General features: G+C 31.9%; 26 protein-coding genes. 24 read left to right on the top strand and 2 right to left on the bottom strand.

The genetic code is table 11. The features are described 5' to 3' along the window. The first annotated feature begins 19 nt into the window (after nucleotides 1-19). The 8 genes from ACTTBE_RS06135 (at nucleotide 20) to ACTTBE_RS06170 (ending at nucleotide 7042) form a co-directional block, all read left to right on the top strand. Nucleotides 20-1180 (top strand): TRAP transporter substrate-binding protein, encoded by a 1161-nt coding sequence (locus ACTTBE_RS06135; RefSeq protein WP_262589921.1) that lies wholly within the window; start codon nucleotides 20-22, stop codon nucleotides 1178-1180. A gap of 76 nt (nucleotides 1181-1256) precedes the next feature. Next, the gene (locus ACTTBE_RS06140; RefSeq protein WP_440648360.1) at nucleotides 1257-1841 is read left to right on the top strand and encodes a TRAP transporter small permease subunit; all 585 of its coding nucleotides are present in this window, start codon (nucleotides 1257-1259) and stop codon (nucleotides 1839-1841) included. Next, entirely contained in the window at nucleotides 1831-3192 is a 1362-nt protein-coding gene (locus ACTTBE_RS06145) for a TRAP transporter large permease (protein WP_262589918.1), read from the top strand. Before ACTTBE_RS06140 ends, ACTTBE_RS06145 begins: the two co-directional genes overlap by 11 nt. 6 nt (nucleotides 3193-3198) lie before the next feature. Continuing rightward, on the top strand, nucleotides 3199-4527 hold the full coding sequence (locus ACTTBE_RS06150) for an amidase (RefSeq protein ID WP_440648358.1): 1329 nt from the start codon (nucleotides 3199-3201) through the stop codon (nucleotides 4525-4527). Continuing rightward, nucleotides 4528-4704: a hypothetical protein gene (locus ACTTBE_RS06155; RefSeq protein WP_179850415.1), complete on the top strand. Its 177-nt coding sequence runs from the start codon at nucleotides 4528-4530 to the stop codon at nucleotides 4702-4704. 17 nt (nucleotides 4705-4721) lie between these two features. After that, nucleotides 4722-5627, top strand: coding sequence for a DMT family transporter (locus ACTTBE_RS06160; protein WP_440648356.1), 906 nt, complete (start codon nucleotides 4722-4724; stop codon nucleotides 5625-5627). 85 nt (nucleotides 5628-5712) lie between these two features. Then, the gene (locus ACTTBE_RS06165) at nucleotides 5713-6429 is read left to right on the top strand and encodes an alpha/beta hydrolase (protein WP_440648354.1); all 717 of its coding nucleotides are present in this window, start codon (nucleotides 5713-5715) and stop codon (nucleotides 6427-6429) included. A 49-nt stretch (nucleotides 6430-6478) separates the two neighbouring features. Next, a complete protein-coding gene (locus tag ACTTBE_RS06170; protein WP_440613676.1) occupies nucleotides 6479-7042 on the top strand; it encodes a hypothetical protein in 564 nt (187 codons plus the stop codon). On the opposite strand, the gene ftsY is transcribed toward ACTTBE_RS06170, so the two are convergent. Further along, nucleotides 7035-7952, bottom strand: a complete 918-nt coding sequence (ftsY, locus tag ACTTBE_RS06175) for a signal recognition particle-docking protein FtsY (RefSeq protein ID WP_440677605.1) — start codon at nucleotides 7950-7952, stop codon at nucleotides 7035-7037. The genes ACTTBE_RS06170 and ftsY overlap by 8 nt on opposite strands. Further along, complete coding sequence (dapF, locus tag ACTTBE_RS06180) at nucleotides 7952-8776, bottom strand: diaminopimelate epimerase (RefSeq protein ID WP_440648350.1); 825 nt, start codon at nucleotides 8774-8776, stop codon at nucleotides 7952-7954. Before dapF ends, ftsY begins: the two co-directional genes overlap by 1 nt. A gap of 166 nt (nucleotides 8777-8942) precedes the next feature. On the opposite strand from dapF, the gene ffh reads away from it, so the two are divergent. Genes ffh through ACTTBE_RS06260 form a run of 16 tightly spaced genes read left to right on the top strand, consistent with a single transcriptional unit; the run spans nucleotide 8943 to nucleotide 24777 of the window. Continuing rightward, the gene (ffh, locus tag ACTTBE_RS06185) at nucleotides 8943-10301 is read left to right on the top strand and encodes a signal recognition particle protein (protein WP_262589911.1); all 1359 of its coding nucleotides are present in this window, start codon (nucleotides 8943-8945) and stop codon (nucleotides 10299-10301) included. 17 nt (nucleotides 10302-10318) lie between these two features. Further along, on the top strand, nucleotides 10319-10807 hold the full coding sequence (gene rpsP, locus ACTTBE_RS06190) for a 30S ribosomal protein S16 (protein ID WP_440677606.1): 489 nt from the start codon (nucleotides 10319-10321) through the stop codon (nucleotides 10805-10807). A gap of 14 nt (nucleotides 10808-10821) precedes the next feature. Continuing rightward, nucleotides 10822-11508 (top strand): tRNA (guanosine(37)-N1)-methyltransferase TrmD, encoded by a 687-nt coding sequence (gene trmD / locus ACTTBE_RS06195; RefSeq protein ID WP_075506095.1) that lies wholly within the window; start codon nucleotides 10822-10824, stop codon nucleotides 11506-11508. Nucleotides 11509-11524: 16 nt separating this feature from the next. After that, nucleotides 11525-12079, top strand: a complete 555-nt coding sequence (gene rplS / locus ACTTBE_RS06200; protein ID WP_262589909.1) for a 50S ribosomal protein L19 — start codon at nucleotides 11525-11527, stop codon at nucleotides 12077-12079. A gap of 11 nt (nucleotides 12080-12090) precedes the next feature. Next, nucleotides 12091-13494: a 3-isopropylmalate dehydratase large subunit gene (gene leuC, locus ACTTBE_RS06205; protein WP_440677607.1), complete on the top strand. Its 1404-nt coding sequence runs from the start codon at nucleotides 12091-12093 to the stop codon at nucleotides 13492-13494. Continuing rightward, nucleotides 13495-14100, top strand: a complete 606-nt coding sequence (gene leuD, locus ACTTBE_RS06210) for a 3-isopropylmalate dehydratase small subunit (protein ID WP_440613682.1) — start codon at nucleotides 13495-13497, stop codon at nucleotides 14098-14100. Next, entirely contained in the window at nucleotides 14093-15199 is a 1107-nt protein-coding gene (gene leuB / locus ACTTBE_RS06215) for a 3-isopropylmalate dehydrogenase (RefSeq protein WP_440677608.1), read from the top strand. The genes leuD and leuB overlap by 8 nt, the downstream gene beginning before the upstream one ends. 26 nt (nucleotides 15200-15225) lie before the next feature. Next, nucleotides 15226-16989 (top strand): acyl-CoA dehydrogenase family protein, encoded by a 1764-nt coding sequence (locus ACTTBE_RS06220; protein ID WP_440677609.1) that lies wholly within the window; start codon nucleotides 15226-15228, stop codon nucleotides 16987-16989. A gap of 2 nt (nucleotides 16990-16991) precedes the next feature. After that, the gene (locus tag ACTTBE_RS06225) at nucleotides 16992-18608 is read left to right on the top strand and encodes an acyl-CoA synthetase (protein ID WP_440677610.1); all 1617 of its coding nucleotides are present in this window, start codon (nucleotides 16992-16994) and stop codon (nucleotides 18606-18608) included. An 8-nt stretch (nucleotides 18609-18616) separates the two neighbouring features. Then, nucleotides 18617-19393, top strand: a complete 777-nt coding sequence (locus ACTTBE_RS06230) for an alpha/beta fold hydrolase (RefSeq protein ID WP_440677611.1) — start codon at nucleotides 18617-18619, stop codon at nucleotides 19391-19393. Further along, nucleotides 19390-20499: a dimethylsulfoniopropionate demethylase gene (locus tag ACTTBE_RS06235; RefSeq protein ID WP_440677612.1), complete on the top strand. Its 1110-nt coding sequence runs from the start codon at nucleotides 19390-19392 to the stop codon at nucleotides 20497-20499. The genes ACTTBE_RS06230 and ACTTBE_RS06235 overlap by 4 nt, the downstream gene beginning before the upstream one ends. Nucleotides 20500-20514: 15 nt before the next feature. Further along, nucleotides 20515-21522 (top strand): aspartate-semialdehyde dehydrogenase, encoded by a 1008-nt coding sequence (locus tag ACTTBE_RS06240; RefSeq protein ID WP_440677613.1) that lies wholly within the window; start codon nucleotides 20515-20517, stop codon nucleotides 21520-21522. Then, nucleotides 21512-21895 (top strand): succinate dehydrogenase, cytochrome b556 subunit, encoded by a 384-nt coding sequence (gene sdhC / locus ACTTBE_RS06245; protein WP_440677614.1) that lies wholly within the window; start codon nucleotides 21512-21514, stop codon nucleotides 21893-21895. The genes ACTTBE_RS06240 and sdhC overlap by 11 nt, the downstream gene beginning before the upstream one ends. 1 nt (nucleotide 21896) lies before the next feature. Next, nucleotides 21897-22223, top strand: coding sequence for a succinate dehydrogenase, hydrophobic membrane anchor protein (sdhD, locus tag ACTTBE_RS06250; protein ID WP_440677615.1), 327 nt, complete (start codon nucleotides 21897-21899; stop codon nucleotides 22221-22223). Beyond that, nucleotides 22223-23998 (top strand): succinate dehydrogenase flavoprotein subunit, encoded by a 1776-nt coding sequence (gene sdhA, locus ACTTBE_RS06255; RefSeq protein WP_440613691.1) that lies wholly within the window; start codon nucleotides 22223-22225, stop codon nucleotides 23996-23998. Before sdhD ends, sdhA begins: the two co-directional genes overlap by 1 nt. Beyond that, the gene (locus tag ACTTBE_RS06260; protein WP_440677616.1) at nucleotides 23998-24777 is read left to right on the top strand and encodes a succinate dehydrogenase iron-sulfur subunit; all 780 of its coding nucleotides are present in this window, start codon (nucleotides 23998-24000) and stop codon (nucleotides 24775-24777) included. The genes sdhA and ACTTBE_RS06260 overlap by 1 nt, the downstream gene beginning before the upstream one ends. Nucleotides 24778-24792 lie beyond the last annotated feature (15 nt).

Below are 24792 nucleotides of genomic sequence, written 5' to 3' on the forward strand. Positions count from 1 at the left end.
ATTAACTAGAGGAGAATAAATGATTAAGAATAAGAAATCTTTGAAGAGTTCTAAAACTCCTTCAAGAAGAAAGTTCTTCAAAGCAGCGGCAGCAACTGGTGCAGCAACAGCAGCAGCAGTGGCTATGCCAAACATTGCTTTAGGTGACGGTCACGTTACTTTAAAAATGCAAGCTGCTTGGCCATCAGGTGCTAACATATTTTTCGAAATGGCTTCAGACTATGCGAAAATGGTTAGTGACATGTCAGGTGGTAAATTAAAAATTGATGTGCAACCAGTTGGAGCAGTTGTAAAAACTTCTGAAATTGGTCAAGCAGTTAGTTCTGGAGTAGTAGATATGGGTCACTGGGTGACAGCATACTGGTACGGAAAAAACCCTGCTGCATCTCTTTTTGGAACAGGTCCCTCATACGGAATGTCGTCTCAAGAAGTTATGGGATGGATGGAGTATGGTGGAGGAAGAGCATTATATGAAGAAGCTGTAAAAAGTGTAGGATTTAATTACACAGGTTTCTTCCATATGCCAATGCCTGCACAGCCTTTTGGTTGGTTCAAAAAGAACGTAACTAAAGTATCTGATGTTAAAGGTATGAAGTATAGAACTGTTGGTCTAGCGACTAACGTTTTAACTGCTATGGGAATGGTTGTAAGACAGTTACCAGGTGGTGAAATCCAACCAGCAATGAAAACTGGTTTGATTGATGCTGCTGAGTTTAACAACCCAACATCAGACTCACAGTTTGGAATGCAAGACGTCTCTAAACACTATCACTTAGGAAGTTTCCACCAATCTCAGGAAATGTTTGAAATTCCTATGAACACTAAGAGACTAAACAGCCTTTCACCTGAACATCAAGCTATCTTGAGAAATGCTGCTTATGCTGCAAACTCAGATAACTACTTTAAAGCATTGGTTAGATATTCAACTGACCTTGCTAAGTTGATGAATGAGCATAAGGTTAATGTTTACCAAACGTCTGATGCTATCCTAGCAGAACAATTAAAAGGTTGGGATAAAGTTGTAGGAGAGTTTTCTGCTAAAGATGCTTTCTTCAAAAAAGTAGTAGACTCACAAAAAGCATACGCTAAGAGAACTATGAAGTATCTGTTGATGAATCAACCGAACTACAAATTAGCTTATGAAAATGAGTTTGGTCCAATCGAAAAAGTTAAAATCTAATTAACTTTAAAATAAATTTAAAAGGGGGTTGAAAAACCCCCTTTTTTTTACACGTATTTTAATATATTTCTTTGATATGAAGCCATTTATACAATTTGCAGATACTCTCAGCACATCAATGGGGAAAGCTTTTTCTTGGTGCATAGTAGTTTTAATGGGAGGAACTGTTTATGAAGTAGTTATGGCCTATGTTTTTAATTCACCTACACTTTGGAACTTTGATTTTAGTATGCAGATGTATGGTGCAATTTTAATGATGTCAGGAGCATATTGTTTAGCAACAGAATCACATGTTAGAGGTGACGTTATTTACAGATTATTTAGTCAAAAAACTCAGGCTTGGATTGATTTAGTTTTATACTTTATTTTCTTTTTTCCAGGTGTGATCGCGTTAGCTTTTTATGGATATGAATATGCTGCGCTTGCTTGGAAAATAAAAGAGACTAGTTGGAGTAGTCCAGCTCAAATCCAAATTTATATGGTTAAATCGATGATACCAGCTGCAGGTGTTTTATTAATTATTCAAGGCATCAGTGAAGTATTTAGATCTATTATATGTATTCAAACAGGACAATGGCCAGCACGAATGGTCGTTGCTGAAGAAACAGAACAAGTTTTAATGAGAACAGCTCAAGAAGAGGACAAAAAAAATGTTATTTAGTTTAACAAATCCAGAAATTGCAATTTTAATGATGGGTATGTTTTTGTTTGCAGTTCTTTTAGGTTTCCCGATTGCTTTCACTTTAATGGCTATGGGAATAGGCTTTGGATATTTTGCTTATTACGATGCAACAATGATGGAGCACATTTTTGATAATCGTATATTCCAATTGTTTGTTCAAAATACTTATACTGTTATGGACAACAACGTTCTTACGGCTGTGCCTTTATTTTTATTCATGGGATATCTAGTTGAAAGAGCAGGGATCGTAGCTAAACTATTTTTTGCAATTAGATTGGCCGCACATAGACTTCCAGCTTCAATGGCGGTGGCTGCATTAATTACGTGTACATTATTTTCGACAGCTACAGGAATTATTGGTGCTGTTGTAACTTTGATGGGACTGTTAGCATGGCCTGCAATGGTTAAAGCAGGTTATGATAAAAAATTTGCGTCAGGAATTATTTGCGCTGGTGGATGTTTAGGAATTTTAATTCCACCGAGTATCATGCTTATTGTTTATTCAGTAATAGCCCAACTATCACCATTAAGACTTTTTGCAGCAGCAATATTTCCAGGTCTACTTTTAGCAGGTCTTTACATTGCATATGCAGTATTTAGAGCATGGTTAAATCCATCTATTGCACCTAGACCTCCAAAAGAAGATATTCCACCAACTGGTGAAATTTTAAAAGAAGTTTTGGTTTCTTTCGTTCCACTGTTTGGTTTAATTATGCTTGTATTAGGTACTATTTTGGCAGGTATTGCAACTCCAGCAGAAGCAGCTGCAGCAGGAGCTTTTGGGGCAATACTTTTATCTTGGTTTTATAAAACACTTAAATGGCAAAACTTTAAAGAGTCTGTTTTTTTAACAGCTAAAACAACTGCAATGATCATGTGGCTGTTTATTGGTTCCTGGACTTTTTCATCGGTGTTTTCTTATTTGGGAGGACACGAGGTTTTTGAACACTTCTTTACTTCTATAAATATTACGACTTGGCAGTTTTTAATTATCACTCAAATAATTATTTTTCTTCTAGGATGGCCTTTAGAATGGACTGAAATTTTAATTATTTTTGTTCCAATATTTTTACCCTTGTTAGAAGTATTTGGTGTTAATCCATATTTCTTTGCAATGTTAATTGCTTTAAATTTACAAACATCGTTTTTAACCCCACCCATGGCTATGTCGGCTTATTATTTAAAAGGAGTTCAAAAATCTAATGTTGAACTTATGGATATATTCAGAGGAATAATGCCATTTTTAGCAATTGTAATATTTGCGATGTTTTTAATGTATATGTTCCCAGGAATAGCGCTTTGGTTACCGGAAACTTTATTTGCACAATAAAAGAAAATGACAGATGTTTTTTCATTAAAAGTTGAAGAACTTGCTGTAAAAATTAAAGAAGCACAAATTACATCAGTAGAGTTATGTAAAATTTATATAGACAGAGTAAATAAATTTGAAAAAGACGTAAAAGCATGGGCGCATTTAGATAAAAAACTTTTATTAGAAAAGGCATCAGAAGCTGATGAACATAGGAAATCAGGCAAACCACTCGGTCCACTTCATGGAATACCTGTTGCGGTAAAAGATATTGTTGGAACTGTCGATATGCCTACAGAATGTGGAACATCAATAAGAAAAGGGAAATCATATTCTCAGAATGCTGAAATAGTTGATCTATTAATATCTGCTGGAGCAATTATAATGGGTAAAACAGCAACATCGGAATTGGCATTTTTAGGTCCTTCAAAAACTACAAATCCTCATGATTATTCCAGAACCCCAGGCGGATCATCTAGTGGATCTGCAGCAGCAGTAGCTTCTTTTATGGCTCCGCTTGCAATTGGATCTCAAACAGGAGGTTCAGTTATAAGACCTGCATCTTATTGTGGAGTTGTTGGTTATAAGCCTAGTTATGGTTTGATTAGTAGAAATGGTGTTCTAAAAACCTCTGAAAAATTAGATCACATTGGTGTTTTTGGAAGATCGGTAGAAGATGTTGCTCTTCTTGCTAAAATTTTAATCAAAAAAGATAATTATGATACAGCAACAGTTCATTACTCTAGTGATGAAATGTTAGCAGAAACAAAAAAAGGACCTTTGTTTGATCCTAAATTTATTTTTTACAAAACTGATCATTGGAAGCTTCTTGGAAAAAAATCAAGAGAAGCATTTGATTACTTCATAAAATCATTCAAAAATAATATCGAAGTTTTTGATACTCCTTCGTACTTTAAAGATATTCATAAATACCATCAAATAATTCATGAGACAGATTTAGCTAATAATTTTTCACTCTATTATAAAAAGTATAAGAAAAAATTATCCAAGTATATGCAAGATGCAATTTCAAAAGGTAACAAACATTCTGCAAAAGAATATGCAGAAGCTATAGATTTTATGAAAAGAAGTTATGAATCTTATAAGGAAGTTTTTGAGGATTATCATGGAGTTTTATCCCCATCTAGCCCTGGAGTTGCACTGAAAGGTTTAAAAAGCACAGGAACGGCAGAATTTAATAAAGTATGGTCTTATTTAGGTACACCTTGTATATCATTACCTATACTTCAAGGTGAAAACAATTTACCTTTAGGTGTACAATTAATTGGCGCAAAATATGATGATCAAAGATTTTTAGGTGTTGCTAATTGGTTAGAAAAGGAATGTAATAATTAAATGCAAAAATTTACAACATTTTTAGGTTCTCTTCTCGCAATTGCTTTTTTAGTAGGACTTGCAACAACGTTGACTAGATCATCGATGATTGGATTTTTTGATGTTCTTCCTGTTTATATTTTAATGGGTGGAGCAATTTTTATGATGGTTTACGAAGCGTTTTTCGATAAAAAATAATTTTTCTTAATATACAATTGTCTAGTCAAAATAAAAATTTATTAGCTTTATCTCTTTTATTTATTCAACCAATATTTATGGCATCTAATTTAATTGTTGCTAGAGGTGGTGTTGAGTTTGTGCCCCCAATTTCATTAGCTTTTTGGAGGTGGACGTTTGTATTTTTACTTCTTTTACCTTTCACATATTCATCATTAAAAAAAAATTTCAAAGTTATTAAAAATGAATATTCAAAATTATTTTTTCTAGGAGCAATGGGATGTGGAGTTTGTGGGGCTTTTCCTTTTTTAGCAGGTAAAACAACGACTGTTACAAATATGGGAATTATTTATACCTCATCTCCTATTTTTATAATTATAATTTCTGCAATATTTTTTAAAGAGAAAATTAATTTATTAAAAATTATTGGTTTGATTTCGTGTTTAGTTGGAGTTTTAGCAATTATTATTAAAGGAGATTTAAATTTACTTTTAAATTTAAATTTCACCATTGGAGATTTATGGATGTTAGCAGCTGCGATTGGCTGGGCCTTATATTCGATTTATTTATTTTACTGGAAATCTCAATTATCGATTTTTACTAGATTTTCTATGATATCGTTTTTTGGTGCAGTAAGTTTATTTCCATTTTATTTGGCGGAAGAAATTTATTTTGAACAAACTATATTTAATTCTGATTTTTTATTGTGGACTATATTTGCAGCCGTTTCACCAGGAATTATAGCATTTACTTTATATACTAAAGCTCAAGAAAGCTTAGGAGCTTCACTTACTGGCTTTACCTTATATGTATTTACTATCTATGCAGCAATTTACGGATTTATATTGTTTGATGAAAATTTAGAAACATTTCATTATATTGGTACTGCACTTGTTTTTGTTGGAGTTTACTTAGCAAAGAAAAATTATGATACCAAAACCTAGGAAATTAATTTTGCAAATTATATTTTGGATCTTAGTTATATATTTTATTTTACTAGCTTATCTTTTTATATTTCAAAGAAATCTAATGTATCATCCCCAGGAAAATAATTATTCAGGAGATAAAATAGAAGTAGAAATAGAAAAAGTTCAAATTCAAACAGCAGATAACATTAGCCTTTTAGGATGGTTTCATGAAAAAGATTTGAAAAAATTTAAGACTGTTGTTTATTTTCATGGAAATGCAGGAAGCCTAGAAAATAGAATTCATAAATTAAATCATTTTAAAAATATGGATGTAAATTTTTTAATAATCGCTTGGCGTGGATTTAGTGGAAATTTAGGAAAACCATCTGAAAATGCTTTATATGAGGATGGAAAAAGTGCAATTAACTGGCTTAAAAATAAAGGTTTGAGTGACAGTGATTTAATCATTTATGGAGAGTCACTTGGCACAGGAATTGCAACTGAAGTTTCTCAAAATAAAAGATATGCTGGTTTAATTTTAGAAACACCTTTCACTTCAATGATTGCTGCAGCTAAGAATTTTTATCCATACATTCCTGTCTCTCTAATATTGAAAGATAAATATAAAAATGATGAAAAAATAAAAAATATTAATATTCCAGTTTTAGTTATGCATGGCGAAAAAGATCAAATTGTTCCTTTTTCAATGGGAAAGAAGATGTTTGATTTAGCAAATGATCCAAAGTCCTCTTATTTTACCAAACATGACGATCATATGATGGAATTTGATAATAATATGGTTTTCCAACTAGGTTCATTTATAAAAAGTTTAAATTAAGCCACAATCAAAACAATTTTATTCCAAAAATTCTAATTAATTTCTAATCATGAAGAAATTATTCATTTATATTTTTTTGACTTTTCTTATTTCAGGAACTTCTTTTTCTAAAGAAAATTTGTCTTCAATTGAAAATTTATTTTTTATTGATCAAATGAACTCGCATGATGAAAATTTTGCTTTGTATTTTAAACCAAGAGAAAAGGCTATATTAGCAAAAGGGGAAGTAAGTAATTACATCAATGATTACCCTAAAGATCTTTATATATATGATTATAAAACAGAAGTATCATCACCATTGATTTCTTATGAATGGTTTCCAAGAAAAGCAAAAAATTTTTTAAAGGAATATAATTTTCCAGTTTTTCCAGATGATTTTGCTTATTATCTATTAAAGGATAACAAAACATTGGTAATGATTAGTGCTGTTAAAAGTTTAAAAGTAAATTTCAAATACGATATTGTTGAAAAGAAATTAGATTTATATCCAACTAATGGAAAGTTTGATTTCATTATTTCCTCTATTGCAAAGGACTGCGGACACTACAAATTTAAGGATAATTACAGATGTAGTTTCTATAAACCTTTAATATCTAGTAATTTAATTAAGTAATTTGTGTAAACGCATCAGCAAATTTTTTAGCTTCAAAAATTTGCAGATCATCTTCCTTTTCACCTAAACCAAGTGCAATAATTGGTATTTTATACTTTTTGGCTACAGCCAGAAGTATTCCTCCCTTAGCTGTTCCATCTAATTTTGTCATCACTAAGCCTGTAATTGGGATAATTTTATTAAATTCTTCAACTTGATTTAAAACGTTTTGACCTGAAGTTGCATCTAAAACTAAAATCACATCATGAGGTGCACTTTCATCTATTTTTTTTGTAACGTTTGCTATTTTTTTATATTCTTCCATTAGGTTTTTTTTATTTTGCAGTCTTCCAGCAGTATCAATTAAAACTTGATTAAAATTGTTTGATATAGAAGTTTCTATTGCCTTATAAGCTACAGATGCAGGATCAGATCCTTGTGAAGATTTTGTAATTTCAACATTAATTTTTTTTGCCCAATTTTCTAATTGCTCTATAGCAGCAGCTCTAAATGTATCTGATGCTGCCAACATAACTTTATTACCATTTTCTTTTAATATTTTACTAATTTTCCCAATAGTTGTTGTTTTACCAACGCCGTTAACTCCAGAAACTAAAATGGCATTAAGTTTTTCTTTATTTTTAAAAAATTCATTATTTTCTAGAGGTTTCATAACTGAGATAATGTAGTCTTTAAGAATATTATTTATCTCAGCAGTTAAATCTTTGTTTGGATCTATTTTTGTTTTTGAGATTATTTCTCTAATTTCTGAGGCAGAAGCTACCCCAACATCTGATTGAATTAAATAATCTTCAATTCTGTCTAAAGTTTTGTCATCAATTTCTTTTTTGACAACTATATCTCTTAGGCCCGATGTAAAAGCTGAAGCACTTTTTTTAAATCCTGATTTAAATTTTTCGAAAATTCCCATTAAATTTCTATATCGATTTCTTTTATATCAGAAACAGGACCTTTCATGTGTATACTATTGTTTTCATCTATAGATATCGTCAATCTTCCAGTAGAAAATTCGATGTTAACTTTATCGCTAGCAAGTCCTGCCTGCTTAGCAGCAAAGGCAGTAGCACAAGCTGCAGTTCCACATGCTTTTGTCAAACCAGCTCCTCTTTCCCAAACTTTTACCTTTATTAACTCTTTGTTTACTATTGTGGCTATTGTGACATTACATTTTTCTGGAAACAGTTTGTGGTTTTCTATTTCTGGGCCAACTTTTTCTATTTTGAATTGTTCGTTGTCTTCCACAAAAAAAATTATATGAGGATTTCCCACATTGACGGCCGTTCCTCCAAAAAATTCATTATTATTTGAATCAACAATTTTAATATTTAAGTTTTTAGTTTCTAATTCTTGAGATAATGGAATTTCATTCCATTTAGTTCTGCCCAAACCAATTTCAGTAGATACTAATTTTTCTCCTAAAATATGAGATTTTAAATGGCCAGATAAAGTTGTTAAAATAATCGTGTCTTTATTTTTTTCTTTTCCTAATAGCTCAGCCACACACCTTGTACCATTTCCACATGCACCAGAAACCCCGCCATCAGAGTTAAAAAATTCTATTGAAGCATCGTAATCTTGGTCTTTATTAATTAATATAAGTTGGTCGCATCCTATAAAGTTTCTGTCACAAATTTTAATTATTTGGTCTTTGGTAAGATTTGTAACTTTTTCTCTATTATCAATAATTACAAAATCATTGCCTAAACCGTCCATTTTAAATGCTTTAATATTCATAATTAGATATTTAACTTATTTATTGACTTTTTGAACCTCTATTATAGGTTGTTGCCGTTTCCGCAAAAACATTAACTTTGCGGTGTCTTTGGAAACAAAGAGATCGACACTAGTCAGCGAGAGTTCGCCCACTAGTGCGTTACTGCTATGCGTAATAAAAAAATATATGTTTGAAAATTTAACAAATAAATTTGAAGAAATTTTTTCTTCTTTAAAAAAAGCACCCTCTCTGAATGAAGCTCAGGTAGATGAGGGTTTGAGAAGTATTAGACAAGCATTACTTGAGGCAGATGTTTCTTTAGATGTTGCAAAAGAATTTGTTGAAAACGTAAAACCTAAAGCTTTAGGACAAGAAATTATAAGATCAACTTCTCCTGGAGATATGGTTGTAAAAATTGTCTACGATGAGCTAGTAAACTTACTAGGTTCTAGCAATGCAGACATAAATTTAAATGCTGTACCACCAGTTCCTATGATGATGGTTGGTTTGCAGGGTTCGGGTAAGACAACTTCTACTGCAAAATTAGCTAAATATTTAGAAGATAATAAAAAGAAAAAAGTGATGATGGTCAGTTTGGACATTTATAGGCCAGCAGCACAAGAACAGCTTAGATCTTTAGGTGAACAGAATAATATTTTGACACTTCCAATTATTGAAGGTCAACAACCAACTGATATTTGCCAAAGAGCCATGAGTGCAGCAAATCTAAATGGAGCAGATATAATTTTGTTTGATACAGCTGGGAGAACTCAAATTGATTTACAAATGATGAGCGAGATCAAACAAATTGAGAGCATTATTAATCCAGCAGAAACTTTTCTTGTAGCGGACTCTCTTACAGGTCAAGTGGCTGCTTCAGTTGCAAAAGAGTTCAAAAACACAGTTAACTTATCTGGAATAATATTAACTAGAGCTGACGGTGATGCCAGAGGTGGAGCTGCAGTGAGTATGAAATATGTATCAAATGTTCCAATAAAATTTTTGGGTATAGGTGAAAAAATAGAAAATTTTGAGGTATTTCATCCAGATAGAATAGCAAATAGAATTTTAGGAATGGGAGACATTGTTTCTCTTGTAGAAAAAGCTGCTCAAGATTTAGGCGAAGAGAACATTAAAAAAGCTGAAGAAAATTTAAAAAAGGGTCAATTTTCTATGGAAGATTACCTTTCTCAATTAAGACAAATGAAAAAAATGGGAGGCATTGAGGGGATCATGTCTTTTATGCCAGGAGTATCTAAAATTAAATCTCAAATGGATTCAGCAGGGATTGACGAAAGTATTATAACAAAAAACGAAGCTATCATTTTATCAATGACAAAAAAAGAGAGAGAAAATCCAAAAGTAATTGATGGTTCAAGAAAAAAAAGAATTGCTAATGGCTCTGGCACAGATCCAGCCACTATCAATAAATTGCTTAAGCAATTTAAAATGATGTCTGAAATGATGAAAAAGATGTCAAAAGGAAATCTGAAAGGTATGTCTGATCAAGGGATACCACCAGAGCTATTTAATAAACTAAAATAATAAAATAAGGAGAACAAATGTTAAAACTTAGATTATCAAGGGGAGGCTCTAAAAAGAGACCAGTTTACAAAGTTGTTGTAGCTGACAGTCGTTTCCCAAGAGATGGAAGATTTATAGAAAAAGTTGGTTTTTTTAACCCACTACTTCCTAAAGATAAAAAAGAAAGAGTAGGTCTTGAAGCTGAAAGAATTAAATATTGGCTAGGTCAAGGTGCTAAACCAACAACAAGAGTTGCAAGAATTTTAGGTGAAAATGATTTAATCCCTATGCCAGCAGCTGGAAATAATCCAAATAAAGCTGTCCCTAAGAAAGAAAGAAATAAAAAAGAGGAAGATGGTGCAGAAGCTCCTAAAGCTCCAGCAGCAGAAGCAGCTCCAGCAGCAGAAGCTCCTAAAGAAGAAGCTCCTAAAGCAGAAGCAGCTCCAGCAGCAGAAGCTCCAGCAGCAGAAGCTCCTAAAGAAGAAGCTCCTAAAGCAGAAGCAGCTCCAGCTGAGGAAAAAAAATAAACTAAAGATAATCTATGTGGCAAGCTCAAGTGTTTACACTTTATCCAGATATTTTTCCTGGTCCTTTGTCTAAAGGTCTATATGGAAAAGCAATGTCTAAAAATATTTGGAATTTAAAAGTAGTAAACATTAGAGATGCTGCTGAGGATAAACACAAAACTGTAGATGATACTCCTTATGGAGGTGGTTCAGGAATGTTGATGAAAGCTGATGTATTAGCAAAATCATTAGATCAAAATAAAAATGAGGGAGAAAAAATATTATATTTATCTCCAAGAGGAAAAAAATTTGATCAAAATTATGCCAAAGAACTATCAAAGGAAAAATCGGTTTCGATAATTTGTGGACACTTCGAAGGAGTTGATGAAAGAGTGTTAAGCACGAGAAATATAGAAGAAGTTAGTATTGGAGACTTTATTTTATCAGGAGGAGAGTCAGCAGCATTTGTGGTGATTGATAGTATTTTGAGACTTTTACCCGGTGTTCTGGGAAATGAGAATTCTACAGTAAACGAAAGTTTTGAAAATGGATTATTAGAGTATCCTCAGTTCACAAAACCTCAAATTTGGGAGGAAAAAGCGGTTCCAGAAGTACTTTTGTCAGGAGATCACAGTAAAATTAAACACTGGCGTTTATCTCAATCTGAGGCTATAACACGCGTCCGAAGACCAGATTTATGGGAAAAATATAAGAAGAATTAATTTGATAAATATAACTATGAAAACAATTGAAGAGATAAATCAACATAACGTTAAAAAAATACTTTCAGAAAAAAAGATACCTGAATTCTACCCTGGAGATGTAGTTAAAGTAGGTGTTAGAATTACAGAGGGAAAAAAAGAGAGAATTCAATATTTTGAAGGCGTTTGTATTGCAAAAAAAAGCAGAGATTTAAACTCGTCTTTCACAGTCAGAAAAATTTCTTTTGGTGAAGGTGTTGAAAGAACATTTCCACTTTATGGAACTCTAATTGACTCAATTAAAGTTATTAGATCAGGAAAAGTAAGAAGAGCAAAATTATACTATCTAAGAGATAGAACAGGTAAATCAGCAAGGATTGCAGAAAAAATCAGAAAAAAAATTGGTATTGATGTTGATGCAAAACCTGAAACAGTTACTGAAGAAAATGTAGCACCACCAACAGAAGCTCCAAAAGAAGAGGCTCCTAAAGTAGAAGCAGCACCAGCTGCAGAAGCTCCAAAAGAAGAAGCCCCTAAGACAGAAGAAGCTACTGCTGAACAATCAACAGAAAGTACTTCAGAAAAAAAATAATTTTTTTTTCAATGTCCACTACTCTTTACGATAAAATTTGGAATGATCATTTAGTAGATCAGCAAGAAGACGGAACAGCTTTATTGTTTGTCGATAGACATTTAATTCATGAAGTTACTAGTCCACAAGCTTTTGAAGGTTTAAGAAATTCAAATAGAAAAGTTCGTCATCCTAATTTAACTTTAGCTGTTGCTGATCATAATGTTCCAACGACAGATAGAACTAAAGGGATATCAGATCAGGAATCAAAAATACAAGTTGATACATTAGAATCAAATTGTAAGGAATTTGGTGTACAGCTTTTTGGTATGGATGATAAACGACAAGGAATTGTTCATATTATTGGACCAGAACAAGGTTTTACTCAACCAGGAACAGTTATTGTATGTGGAGATAGTCATACTGCAACTCATGGTGCTTTTGGATCATTAGCTTTTGGTATTGGAACATCTGAAGTTGAACATGTTTTAGCGACACAAACACTCGTCCAAAAGAAAGCAAAAAATTTTAGAATTAATGTTAATGGAACACTTCCATTAGGAGTAACATCCAAAGATGTAATTCTTCAAATCATTGGCAAGATTGGTACAGCAGGCGGAACAGGTTGTGTAGTTGAATATGCTGGAGATTTAATAACATCTTTAAGTGTTGAACAGAGAATGACCATTTGCAATATGACTATTGAGGGTGGTGCAAGAGCTGGATTAATTGCTCCAGATGAAAAAATATTTGAATATTTAAAAGGTAAACCCATGTCTCCAAAAGGAGAAAATTGGGAAAACGCATTGGTATATTGGAACAGTTTAAAAACAGATGCTGATGCAAGTTTTGACAAAGAAATAAATCTTAATGCAAATGAGATTTTACCAATGATTACTTGGGGGACATCACCTCAAGACGTAATTACAATTGATGGAAAAGTACCTAATCCTCAAAATGAAAAAGATGAGGATAAAAAGAACTCAATTGAAAGAGCACTAAAATATATGGGATTAACACCTGATATGGCCGCAACTGATATCAAGATAGATAAAGTATTTATTGGAAGCTGTACAAATGGAAGAATTGAAGATTTAAGGGAAGCTGCCAAAATCTTAAAGGACAAAAAAATATCATCCCATGTAAATGCTATTGTAGTTCCCGGGTCAGGATTAGTTAAAGAACAAGCTGAGCAAGAAGGTTTAGATAAAATATTTGTAAATTCAGGATTTGAATGGAGAGAGCCAGGCTGTTCTATGTGTTTAGCAATGAATGCAGATAAATTAAAACCAGAGGAAAGATGCGCATCTACTTCAAACAGAAACTTTGAAGGAAGACAGGGAAGAGGCGGCAGAACGCATCTAGTAAGCCCTGGGATGGCAGCTGCAGCTGCAATCTCTGGTAATTTAGATGATGTAAGAAAGTATCAAAATTAAATGCAAAAATTTAATACATTAAAAAGTATTCCAGCTTATTTACCAATCGTAAATATCGATACAGATATGATTATTCCTAAGCAATTTTTAAAAACAATAAAAAGAACTGGACTTGGAAAAAATTTGTTTTTTGAAATGAGATATGACGATAATGGAAAAGAAATTAATGATTTTGTATTAAATCAGGAACCATTTAATAACTCAAAAATTTTAATTGCAGGAAACAATTTTGGATGTGGTTCATCAAGAGAGCATGCTCCATGGGCATTGTTAGATTTTGGAATTACTTGTGTGATTAGTTCAAGTTATGCTGATATTTTTTATAGTAATTGTTTTAAAAATGGAATTTTACCAATAATTCTCGAAGAAGAAAAAATAAAAGAACTTTCTGAATACGCAAATAGAAAAGAGGAAATTTCTGTAGACTTAAATGATCAAAAAATTATTTATGGAAACAATGAAATTAAATTTGAAATAGATCCATTTAAGAAAAAATGTTTGCTAGAAGGATTAGATGACATTGCTCTTTCTTTAAAAAAATCTGACAAAATTGAAAATTTTGAAAATCAATTAAAAGATAAAAAACCTTGGATTTTTAATGATTAAAGTTAAAAAAAGAAAAATTCTATTATTACCAGGAGATGGTATTGGACCTGAAGTAATTGGAGAAGTTAAAAAAATAATTAACTGGTTCAATGATAAAAAATCCTTAGACTTTGAAATAGATGAAGATCTTGCTGGTGGATGTTCTTACGATAAACACGGTACACCAATAACAGATGAAGTTTTTTATAAAGCTTTAGAGAGTGAAGTTGTTATGCTTGGTGCAGTGGGAGGTCCCAAGTGGGATAATATTGAGTTTTCAAAAAAACCTGAGAGAGCTTTATTAAAATTAAGAAAAGAATTAAAATTATTTGCAAATTTGAGACCTGCAATATGTTTTGAACAATTAGTTGGCGCATCAACACTTAAACCAGAGGTGGTTTCTGGTTTAGATATAATGATTGTAAGAGAATTAACAGGTGGAATTTATTTTGGTGAACCAAGAGGTATTAAACCAATAGAAAATGGTGAAAGAAAAGGAATAAACACTCATACTTATACTACTAGTGAAATTACTAGAGTTGCAAGAGTTGCTTTTGATCTTGCTAGAAAAAGATCAAACAAAGTTACCTCTTGTGAGAAATCTAATGTAATGGAAGCTGGACAACTATGGAAAGAAGAAATTCAGGAACTTCATGAAAAAGAATACAAAGATGTTGAGCTAAGCCATATGCTTGCAGATAACTGTGCAATGCAATTACTTAGAAATCCAAAACAATTTGACGTAATTGTTACTGATAATTTATTTGGTGATATGCTTTCAGATCAAGCTTCAATGTTAACAGGATCTTTAGGATTATTACCTTCTGCATCTTTAGGTGCAAAAAATAAAGATGGTGAAATGAGAGCAATGTATGAACCCATACATGGTTCAGCTCCTGATATTGCAGGAAAAGGGCTAGCAAATCCAATAGCAACAGTATTAAGTTTTGCAATGGCTTTAAGATATTCTTTAGATCTTGATAATGAAGCTGATGCTTTAGAAAATGCAGTACAAGCTGTGTTAAATGATGGTCTAAGAACGAAAGATATCCTTTCTGAGGGTATGAAAGAAGTATCTACTTCGCAAATGGGCGACGCGATAATTTCAAAATTGCAATAAACCTCTAAGTATTCTAAGCTTTTCAAATGCCAAGTTATTCTGCACCTGTTAAAGATATGATGTTTCTCTATGAAAAATTAAGAGATAATAAAAATTATAATGATCTTGAAAGATATAATGAAGTTAGCTCAGATTTGGTTAAAGATATTTTAGAAGAAGCAGCTAAAATTAATCAAAATTTAATTTTACCACTTGCTAAAGCTGGCGATGAAAATCCGGCAATTTTAGAAAATGGTGTAGTTAGAACACCACCAGGATACAAAGAAGCTTATCAGAAATATATTGAGGATGGATGGACTTCATTATCATGCGATCCAAAATATGGTGGTCAAGGAATGCCAAAAACAGTTAGTGCTTTTTTTGACGAAATGCTGTCTTCAGCTAGTTTATCTTTTAAACTTTATAGCGAATTAAGTATTGGAGCATACAATTGTATTAATCATCACGCTACTGATGAAATAAAAGATAAATATTTACCTAAAATTGTAGAAGGTAAATGGAGTGGCACGATGTGCTTAACAGAACCTGTTTGTGGTACCGATTTAGGTTTACTTAAAACAAAAGCAGTTAGTCAATCTGATGGAACTTATAAAATAACTGGCCAAAAAATTTTTATCACATCAGGTGATCATGACTTAACAGAAAATATTGTCCATTTAGTCCTAGCAAGATCTACCGACTCTCCTCCTGGAACAAAAGGAATAAGTTTATTTTTAGTACCCAAGTTTTTAGTAAATCAAGATGGATCGGTTGGACAAAGAAATGGTATTTCAACAGGATCTATTGAAACAAAAATGGGAATTAAAGGTTCGGCAACTTGTGTCTTAAACTTTGATGATGCAACAGGATACATGATTGGTCCTAAGGACAAAGGTTTAAATGCAATGTTTACCATGATGAATCTTGAGAGAATTGTAGTCGGTATTCAGGGATTGGGTATTTCAGAAATTGCTTACCAAAATTCACTTGCTTATGCAAAAGAGAGAAAACAAGGAAAAACTAATAATTCTAAATCTACAAATGGTGCAAATTTTATTATTGATCATGCAGACATAAGAAGAACTTTATTAAACATGAAATCAATAATTGAGGGAGAAAGAGCTTTATGCTTTTGGTTGTCTCAACAAACTGAAGTTAGTCTTCATCATCCAGATGAAAAAATTAAACAGGAAGCTTCTGATTATGTTTCTTTGATGACACCTGTAGTTAAATCTTTATTTACCGATTTAGCCATGGAGATTACGAGCGATGCTATGCAGATTCATGGAGGGTACGGTTACACTAAAGACCAAGGTATTGAACAGTTATATAGAGATAATAGAATAACACCGATATATGAAGGAACCAATTCAGTTCAAGCCGCTGATTTAGTATTTAGAAAATTAATAAACAGAAATGGAGATGTAATTTCTAAATATTTAGAAATGATAAAATCTGAATGTGAAAACAAACATGAAAAGGTAAAATCTTTTACAAAAAATCTTACATATTATCTTGATATTTTGTCAAAGTTCACTGGTTGGATTGTAGATAAAAGTAAAATCGAAAAAGATGATGTGTCTGCAGCTGCAAATGACTATTTAAAAACACTTGGTTATGTTTCAATTGCTTTTTCATGGATAAAAATCTTAGAAATTAGTTTTAAAGATTATGAAGAAAATAAAGAGTTTTATTCAGACAAAATTAATACAGCTACATTCTACTTTGAAAAAGTGTTACCAAGAGCAGAATATCATTATAAATCTGCAGTTTCAGGTAGCTCAAATATAATGAAATTTAAATTTAATTAATAATGAATCATTACGATATTAATCTGGATAGAAATAATGCAAATTATGTTCCATTAACACCTCTAACATTTTTACAAAGAGCTAAAGATATTTATCCTGATTATGAGGCTATAGTTTATGAGGATAGAAGCTATACTTGGGATGAAGTTTATAAAAGAGCAGTAAAATTTGCCAGTGCACTTTCTAAAATTGGTATTCAAAAAGGAGATACAGTATCTTTTTTAGCTTTTAATACTCCTGAAATTTTTGAGGCACACTACTCAGTTCCAATGACAGGAGCTGTTTTAAACACAATTAATATAAGATTAGATGCTAATACAATTAATTATATTTTAAATCACAGTGATGCGAAGGTATTGGTTGTAGATAGACAATTACATGTAGAAGTAAAAAAAGCTTTAAAAAATTTAAATAAAAAAATCACTGTTATAGATATTAACGACAAACATGCTGATCAATCGAAATTGGAAAAAATTGGAGATTTAGAATACGAAAGTTTTTTAAATACTGGAGATGAGAATTTTGATTGGAAAATGCCTGATGATGAATGGCAGGCAATATCTTTAAGTTATACTTCAGGTACAACTGGCAATCCTAAAGGTGTTGTTTACCACCATAGAGGTGCGTATTTAATGTCTACGGGAAGTACTGTTGCCTGGAACATGCCTAATCGTTTAAACTTTTTAACAGTTGTGCCTATGTTTCATTGTAATGGCTGGTGCTATCCATGGACAGTTCCAATGTTAAATGGAAGAACAATTTGCTTAAGAAATATTGATGTTAAGAAAATTTTTGAGCTTATTGATAAATATGACATTACTCATTTTGGAGGAGCACCAATAGTTTTAAATATGATAACCGGAGCTCCCGAAAGTGATAGAAAAAAATTAAAGCATAAAGTTTATGTCTTAACTGCTGGAGCACCTCCGCCAAGTATTATTTTTAAAAAAATGAAATCTCTTGGATTTGAAGTTATGCATGTTTACGGTCTTACAGAAACATATGGTCATGTTACACAATGTGCGTGGAATGATGGATGGAATGATTTAGATGAAGATAAACAAAATGAGATTAAAGCAAGACAAGGAGTAAGGTATCCTAATACAGAAGGAGTAACAGTTTTAGATCCAGAAACGATGAAAGAAGTTCCTAAAGATGGAAAAACCATCGGTGAGATCATGATTAGAGGAAACGTAGTAATGAAAGGTTACTTTAAAGACAAAGAAGCTACCGATAAAGCAATGAAAGATGGATGGTTTCATAGTGGCGACTTGGCAGTTATGTTTCCTGATGGATATGTAAAAATTCAAGATAGATCTAAGGATATTATTATCTCAGGGGGAGAAAATATTTCATCAATAGAAATTGAAAATACCTTATCTAAACATCCTTCAGTTTCAATAGCAGCAGTAGTTGCTAAACCAGATGAAAAATGGGGAGAAGTACCTTGTGCTTTCATCGAGATGGTTCAAGATAAGCCTGTTACTGAAAAAGAATTAATTGATTTTTGTAAAGAAACTTTGGCTGGATTTAAAGTTCCCAAAAAGGTCGTTTTTTGCGAACTACCTAAGACATCAACTGGAAAAATACAGAAGTTCGAACTGAGAAAAAAAGTTTAGGTATATAATTGAATTTTGAAATCGAAAATAAAAGTATTTTTGCTTCAGACAATGGCAAAGGTATAGATAAAAACAAGGATACCATTGTTTTTCTTCATGGAAGTGGCTTATCCCATATTGTTTGGTCATTAAGTGAGCAATTTTTTTCAAATAATAATTTCAATGTATTATCTATTGATTTACCAGGACATGGAAATTCTGAGGGACCATGTTTAAAAACTATTGAGGAAATAGCAGAATGGTTGGAACTTGTATTTGATGCCTTAGATCTTCAAAATTTAATTTTAGTTGGTCATTCACAAGGATGTTTAGAAATACTTGAGTATTCCCATAGATACAAAGATAGACTAAAAAAAATAATCTTTGTAGGTGGATCTAATAAAATGCCTGTTCATCCTGATTTGATTGAACTTGCGGAAAATGGAGATTCTGATGCAGTAAAGTTAATGATGAAGTGGGGATATGAAGGCTCAAAAAAATTTATAGGTGGAAATCCAGTTGAAAGAATTATTCAATCTCCAAAAGATATTAGTGAAATACTTGCTGTAGATCTTATAGCTTGTAATAATTACAAAAATGGCTCAACTGCAGCTGTATCCATCGAGGTTCCATCAATGTTTGTTTTTGGTTCTTTAGATAAAATGGTTAATTTAGAATCTGGAAAAAAATTCTCTCAATTAATCAAAAATTCAACTATTCATGTAATAGAAGGATGTGGGCATATGATTATGATTGAAAAAGCATTTGAAATGCGAGACAAGGTTTTAGAATTTTTAAATAAATGAAAAATTATTCAATAGCAAAATCTAGAAGACTTAGAAGTACACCATATACATCAAGAATAGAAAAACAAGGTGTAACAGCTTATACAATTTATAATCATATGTTGCTTCCAGCAGCATTTGGATCCGTAGAAGATTCTTATCATCACTTAAAAGAACATGTTCAAATTTGGGATGTTGCAGCAGAAAGGCAAGTTGAAATTTCAGGAAAAGACTCAGCTAAATTAGTTCAATTAATGACTTGTAGAGATTTATCTAAATCTAAAGATGGTAGATGTTATTATTGTCCTATTATAGATGACCAGGGTGGATTAATTAATGATCCTGTAGTGCTGAGATTAAGTCAGGAGAAATGGTGGATATCCATTGCAGACTCTGATGTAATTTTATTTGCAAAAGGATTAGCAATTGGAAATAAATTTGATGTTAAAATCTTTGAACCAAATGTAGACATCATGGCTGTTCAAGGTCCAAAATCATTTAAGTTAATGGAAAAAGTATTTGGTGAAAAAATAACTAAATTGAAATTTTTTGGATTTGATTATTTTAATTTTGAAGGAATTGACCATTTAATTGCACAATCAGGTTGGTCTAAGCAAGGTGGCTATGAAATTTATGTTCAAAATACTGAGTCTGGTCAAAAGTTATATGATCATTTATTTGAAGCTGGTAAAGAATTTAATGTTAAGCCTGGATGCCCTAATTTAATAGAGAGAATTGAAAGTGCTCTTTTATCATTTGGAAACGATATGGATAACAATGATAACCCGTTTGAGTGTGGTTTTGACAAGTATGTTAACTTAGATAGTGATGCAAAGTTTTTGGGTAAGGAAAAATTAATAAAAATAAAAGAGGACGGAATTACCAAAAAATTGATGGGTATAAAAATTGATATTAATGAAATCAGTGTAACAGGTTCTCTAGATTTGACAGACGAAAATAACAACTTAATTGGAGAATTAAGATCTGCTTGCTATTCACCTCACTTCAAAAAAGTAATTGGTATAGCTATGATGCAAAAAGGATACTGGAATTCTGAGCAAAATGTAAAAGTTGTTGTAAATGGACATAATTGCGCTGGAAAAGTTTGCGATTTACCTTTCATTTAGTATAACAACCCCATCATGAATATAGCTATAGTCGGAGCCACAGGCAATGTTGGAAGAAAAGTACTAGAAGTACTTGAGAGGAAAAATTTGCCTATTACAGAAATTTTTTTTGTTGCATCTGCAAGAAGTGCTGGTTCAAAAATTAATTTTAAAGGTAAAGACATAGAAGTTGAAAATTTAGAAACTTTTGATTTTTCAAAAGCAAAAATTACTTTTTTTGCAGCGGGTGGAAAAATTTCAGAAGCTTATGCCTCAAAAGCAGCAAGTCACAGTATTGTAATAGATAATTCTAGTTTTTATAGAATGGACCCTGATGTTCCTTTAATTGTTCCTCAAGTAAATGCGGATGACTTAAAAAATATAAAAAAAAATATTATTGCTAATCCTAATTGCTCAACTGCACAATTAGTCTTACCATTAAAACCAATCCATGATTTATTTAAAATAAAAAGAGTAGTTGTAGCTACATATCAATCAGTATCTGGTGGTGGTAAAGCACCAATGGATGAATTAGTAGAACAGACTAAGTTAGCACTAGAAAACAAAGCAATTGAATCAAAAAATTTTACAAAACAAATTTCATTTAATTTAATTCCACATATTGATGTATTTGCTGATGACGGATACACAAAAGAGGAATTAAAAATGACCAATGAGACTAAAAAAATTCTAGATCAAAATATTGAATTATCAGCAACTTGTGTAAGAGTACCAGTTTTAGTTTCTCATTCTGAAGCGGTAAATTTAGAATTAGAAAAAGAATTTACAATTGATCAAATTAAAGAATGTCTTGAGAAAATGGAAGGCTGTAAAGTTATTGATGAGAGACAAGATGGTGGATATTCAACACCACTTGAAGCGGCTGGAAAAGATGAGACATTCATTTCAAGAATTAGAGAAGATAAGACTAAAAAGAATTGCTTAAATATGTGGATTGTCTCAGACAATTTACTTAGAGGTGCAGCTTTAAATGCAGTTGAAATTGCAGAAACATTAATAAAAAATAATCTTTATGGAAAGTAAAAGACCTCTTTCTCCTCACATACAAATTTATAGATGGCACATATCCTCACTAGTATCTATTTCTCATAGAATAACTGGAATAATAAATATCTTGGCAATAACTTTAGTTTGCGTTTGGGTTTCATGGCTAATTTTAGGAGAACCAAAATATGATTTGATAAACTTTTTTTTTAATTCATTTCTTGGAAAATTTGTTGCAATAGGTTTAACGTGGTCTTTTAGTTTTCAGATACTTAGTGAAATCCGACATATAATAATGGATATGGGTTATGGTTATGAACTGAAGACTACACGTCTAACAGGTTTGATAGTGATCTTTGGTTCATTGATTTTAACTATTTTATTTTACTTAATTGGAAAAAACTTTTTTTAATATGAATTTAGCTACAAAAAAATGGGTGTTTTTAAAATTATCATCAATAATTTTAGTCCCTTTAATGTTTTGGTTTATAATTAATTTCATATCAGTTTATGATGGAGATTATTCTGAAGTAGTTAGTTTTTTTTCAAACAAAACAAATAAGTTTTTATTTAGTATGTTTTTAATTTTTGCTTATTTTTTTTCTGCCCTAAGTATTAGTGAGGTTTTTGAGGACTATATTTCTAATGAAAAAACCAAATATGTCGCAAACAGACTTCTCTATATTTCTGCTATAATCATTCCATTATTAACAATAATAATTTTACTTAATCTAAAATAATGAGCGCTTATAATATTATAGATCATGAATATGATGTAGTTGTTCTAGGAGCTGGTGGATCTGGCTTGAGAGCCGCTGTTGGATTAAGCGAAGCTGGATTGAAAACAGCCTGTATTTCAAAAGTATTTCCAACTAGAAGCCACACATCTGCTGCACAAGGAGGTATTTCAGCTGCACTTGGTAACATGGGAGAAGATGACTGGAGATGGCACATGTATGATACGGTTAAAGGTGCAGATTGGTTAGGTGATCAAGATAGTATTGAGTATTTATGTAAAGAAGCTCCAAAAGCTGTTTTAGAATTAGAAAAATATGGAGTTCCATTTAGCAGAACTGAAGAGGGAAAAATATATCAAAGACCTTTTGGTGGAATGACAAAAAATTATGGAAATGGAATTGTACAAAGAACATGTGCTGCTGCGGATAGAACTGGTCATGCAATTCTTCACACGCTTTATGGACAAGCCTTAAAACATAACACTGAGTTTTTTATAGAATATTTTGCATTAGATCTTTTAATGAAAGATGGAGCGTGCAAGGGATTAATTGCATGGAATTTAAATGATGGAACAATCCATAGATTTAGAGCACACACTGTAATTATAGCTACAGGTGGATATGGGAAAGTCTATTATTCAGCTACATCTGCGCATACTTGTACTGGAGATGGAAATGCAATGGTATTAAGAGCTGGATTGCCTCTTCAAGACATGGAGTTTGTTCAATTTCATCCAACAGGAATTTATGGTCATGGTACGTTAATAACAGAAGGTGCTAGAGGTGAGGGTGGTTATCTAACTAACTCTAAGGGCGAAAGATTTATGGAAAGATATGCTCCAAATGCAAAAGATTTAGCATCAAGAGATGTTGTTAGTAGATCAATGTCTATTGAAATAAATGAAGGAAGAGGAGTTGGAAAAGATCAAGATCATGTTCATTTAAACTTAAGTCATTTAGATAAAGATATTATTGAAAGTAGACTTCCAGGAATTACTGATGCTGCAAGATTATTTGCAAATGTAGATGTAACTAAAGAGCCTATACCTGTTGTCCCAACAGTTCATTATAATATGGGTGGCATTCCAACAAATTACAAAGCAGAAGTTTTAACTGTTAATGGTTCAGAAAAAACTGTTCCAGGTCTGATGGCTATAGGAGAAGCAGCATGTGTATCTGTTCATGGTGCGAATAGACTTGGCTCTAATTCATTAATTGATTTAGTAGTATTCGGAAGAGCAGCAGCAAAAAGAGCAGCAGAATTAGTTAAACCCGGAACTCCTCATGAAGAGCTACCTGAGTCAGAGACACAAAAATGTTTAGATAGATTTGATAAGTTAAGAAATGCAGATGGAAATAATAGTACTGCAGAACTTAGACTTTCAATGCAAAAAACAATGCAATCTAAATGTGCAGTATTTAGAACAGAAAAAAATTTAAAAGAAGGTGTTGATGATATTAGAAAAACTTATGATGGAATGGACTCCATTTCTGTTAAAGACAGATCTTTAGTATTTAATACTGATTTAGTTGAAACTTTAGAATTTGATAATTTAATTAGACAAGCAGTAACAACAGTAGAATCTGCATATCACAGAAAAGAAAGCAGAGGAGCTCATGCAAGAGATGATTATCCAAAAAGAGATGATGATAAATTTATGCAACATACTCTTGCTTGGTGTGATGGAAAAAATACAAAAATTAGTTATAGGCCAGTCCACAAGTCAACTTTGACTAATGAAGTTCAATACTTCCCACCACAAGAGCGGGTATACTAATGGTACAATTGAATTTACCAAAAAATTCTGAAGTCAAAAAAGGTAAATATTTTAAAGATAAAACAGGCTCTAAAAATCTTAGAAGAGTAAATGTTTATAGATGGGACCCTTCTACTGAAGAAAATCCAAGAATTGATACTTATGAAGTTGATATGGATAATTGTCCTTCAAAAGTTTTAGATATTTTAAATAAAATTAAAAACGAAATTGACCCAACATTAGCTTATAGAAGATCTTGTGCTCATGGAGTTTGTGGTTCTTGTGCTATGAACATAGGTGGCAAAAATGGTTTAGCGTGCACAACTCCACATTCGGAAATTGATGGAGATATAGACATATATCCACTGCCGCACTTGAAAGTTAAAAGAGATTTAATTGGTGATTTAGATGGTTTGTATAAACAGTATCAATCTATTGAACCTTGGTTAAAAAATAATTCAAAAGTAGAAACAAAAGAAATTTATCAATCTCAAGAAGATAGAGCAAAACTTGATGGCGCTTATGAATGTATTATGTGTGCATGTTGTTCAACATCTTGCCCAAGTTATTGGTGGAATGGAGATAAATATTTAGGTCCAGCAGTCCTTCTACAAGCTTACAGATGGATCGTTGATAGTAGAGATGAAGAAAGAAAAGCAAGATTAAAAAAAGTTGCTGATGAATTAAAACTTTACAGATGTCATGCTATTTTAAATTGTACAAATGCTTGTCCCAAAGGCCTAAATCCAGCAAAAGCAATTGCAGAAATTAAAAAAATGTTAGCTACGGCTAATGTTTAAATAGACTATTAAGTT

It is taken from the genome of Candidatus Pelagibacter sp. HIMB1587 (assembly GCF_052047775.1).
GTDB lineage: Bacteria > Pseudomonadota > Alphaproteobacteria > Pelagibacterales > Pelagibacteraceae > Pelagibacter.

Bases quoted from the DNA above. Each gene is read 5' to 3' on its own strand.
- ACTTBE_RS06135 (WP_262589921.1), top strand. From the start codon at position 20: ATGATTAAGAATAAGAAATCTTTGAAGAGTTCTAAAACTCCTTCAAGA.
- ACTTBE_RS06140 (WP_440648360.1), top strand. From the start codon at position 1,257: ATGAAGCCATTTATACAATTTGCAGATACTCTCAGCACATCAATGGGG.
- ACTTBE_RS06145 (WP_262589918.1), top strand. From the start codon at position 1,831: ATGTTATTTAGTTTAACAAATCCAGAAATTGCAATTTTAATGATGGGT.
- ACTTBE_RS06150 (WP_440648358.1), top strand. From the start codon at position 3,199: ATGACAGATGTTTTTTCATTAAAAGTTGAAGAACTTGCTGTAAAAATT.
- ACTTBE_RS06155 (WP_179850415.1), top strand. From the start codon at position 4,528: ATGCAAAAATTTACAACATTTTTAGGTTCTCTTCTCGCAATTGCTTTT.
- ACTTBE_RS06165 (WP_440648354.1), top strand. From the start codon at position 5,713: ATGTATCATCCCCAGGAAAATAATTATTCAGGAGATAAAATAGAAGTA.
- ACTTBE_RS06170 (WP_440613676.1), top strand. From the start codon at position 6,479: ATGAAGAAATTATTCATTTATATTTTTTTGACTTTTCTTATTTCAGGA.
- ftsY (WP_440677605.1), bottom strand. From the start codon at position 7,952: ATGGGAATTTTCGAAAAATTTAAATCAGGATTTAAAAAAAGTGCTTCA.
- dapF (WP_440648350.1), bottom strand. From the start codon at position 8,776: ATGAATATTAAAGCATTTAAAATGGACGGTTTAGGCAATGATTTTGTA.
- ffh (WP_262589911.1), top strand. From the start codon at position 8,943: ATGTTTGAAAATTTAACAAATAAATTTGAAGAAATTTTTTCTTCTTTA.
- rpsP (WP_440677606.1), top strand. From the start codon at position 10,319: ATGTTAAAACTTAGATTATCAAGGGGAGGCTCTAAAAAGAGACCAGTT.
- trmD (WP_075506095.1), top strand. From the start codon at position 10,822: ATGTGGCAAGCTCAAGTGTTTACACTTTATCCAGATATTTTTCCTGGT.
- rplS (WP_262589909.1), top strand. From the start codon at position 11,525: ATGAAAACAATTGAAGAGATAAATCAACATAACGTTAAAAAAATACTT.
- leuC (WP_440677607.1), top strand. From the start codon at position 12,091: ATGTCCACTACTCTTTACGATAAAATTTGGAATGATCATTTAGTAGAT.
- leuD (WP_440613682.1), top strand. From the start codon at position 13,495: ATGCAAAAATTTAATACATTAAAAAGTATTCCAGCTTATTTACCAATC.
- leuB (WP_440677608.1), top strand. From the start codon at position 14,093: ATGATTAAAGTTAAAAAAAGAAAAATTCTATTATTACCAGGAGATGGT.
- ACTTBE_RS06220 (WP_440677609.1), top strand. From the start codon at position 15,226: ATGCCAAGTTATTCTGCACCTGTTAAAGATATGATGTTTCTCTATGAA.
- ACTTBE_RS06225 (WP_440677610.1), top strand. From the start codon at position 16,992: ATGAATCATTACGATATTAATCTGGATAGAAATAATGCAAATTATGTT.
- ACTTBE_RS06235 (WP_440677612.1), top strand. From the start codon at position 19,390: ATGAAAAATTATTCAATAGCAAAATCTAGAAGACTTAGAAGTACACCA.
- ACTTBE_RS06240 (WP_440677613.1), top strand. From the start codon at position 20,515: ATGAATATAGCTATAGTCGGAGCCACAGGCAATGTTGGAAGAAAAGTA.
- sdhC (WP_440677614.1), top strand. From the start codon at position 21,512: ATGGAAAGTAAAAGACCTCTTTCTCCTCACATACAAATTTATAGATGG.
- sdhD (WP_440677615.1), top strand. From the start codon at position 21,897: ATGAATTTAGCTACAAAAAAATGGGTGTTTTTAAAATTATCATCAATA.
- sdhA (WP_440613691.1), top strand. From the start codon at position 22,223: ATGAGCGCTTATAATATTATAGATCATGAATATGATGTAGTTGTTCTA.
- ACTTBE_RS06260 (WP_440677616.1), top strand. From the start codon at position 23,998: ATGGTACAATTGAATTTACCAAAAAATTCTGAAGTCAAAAAAGGTAAA.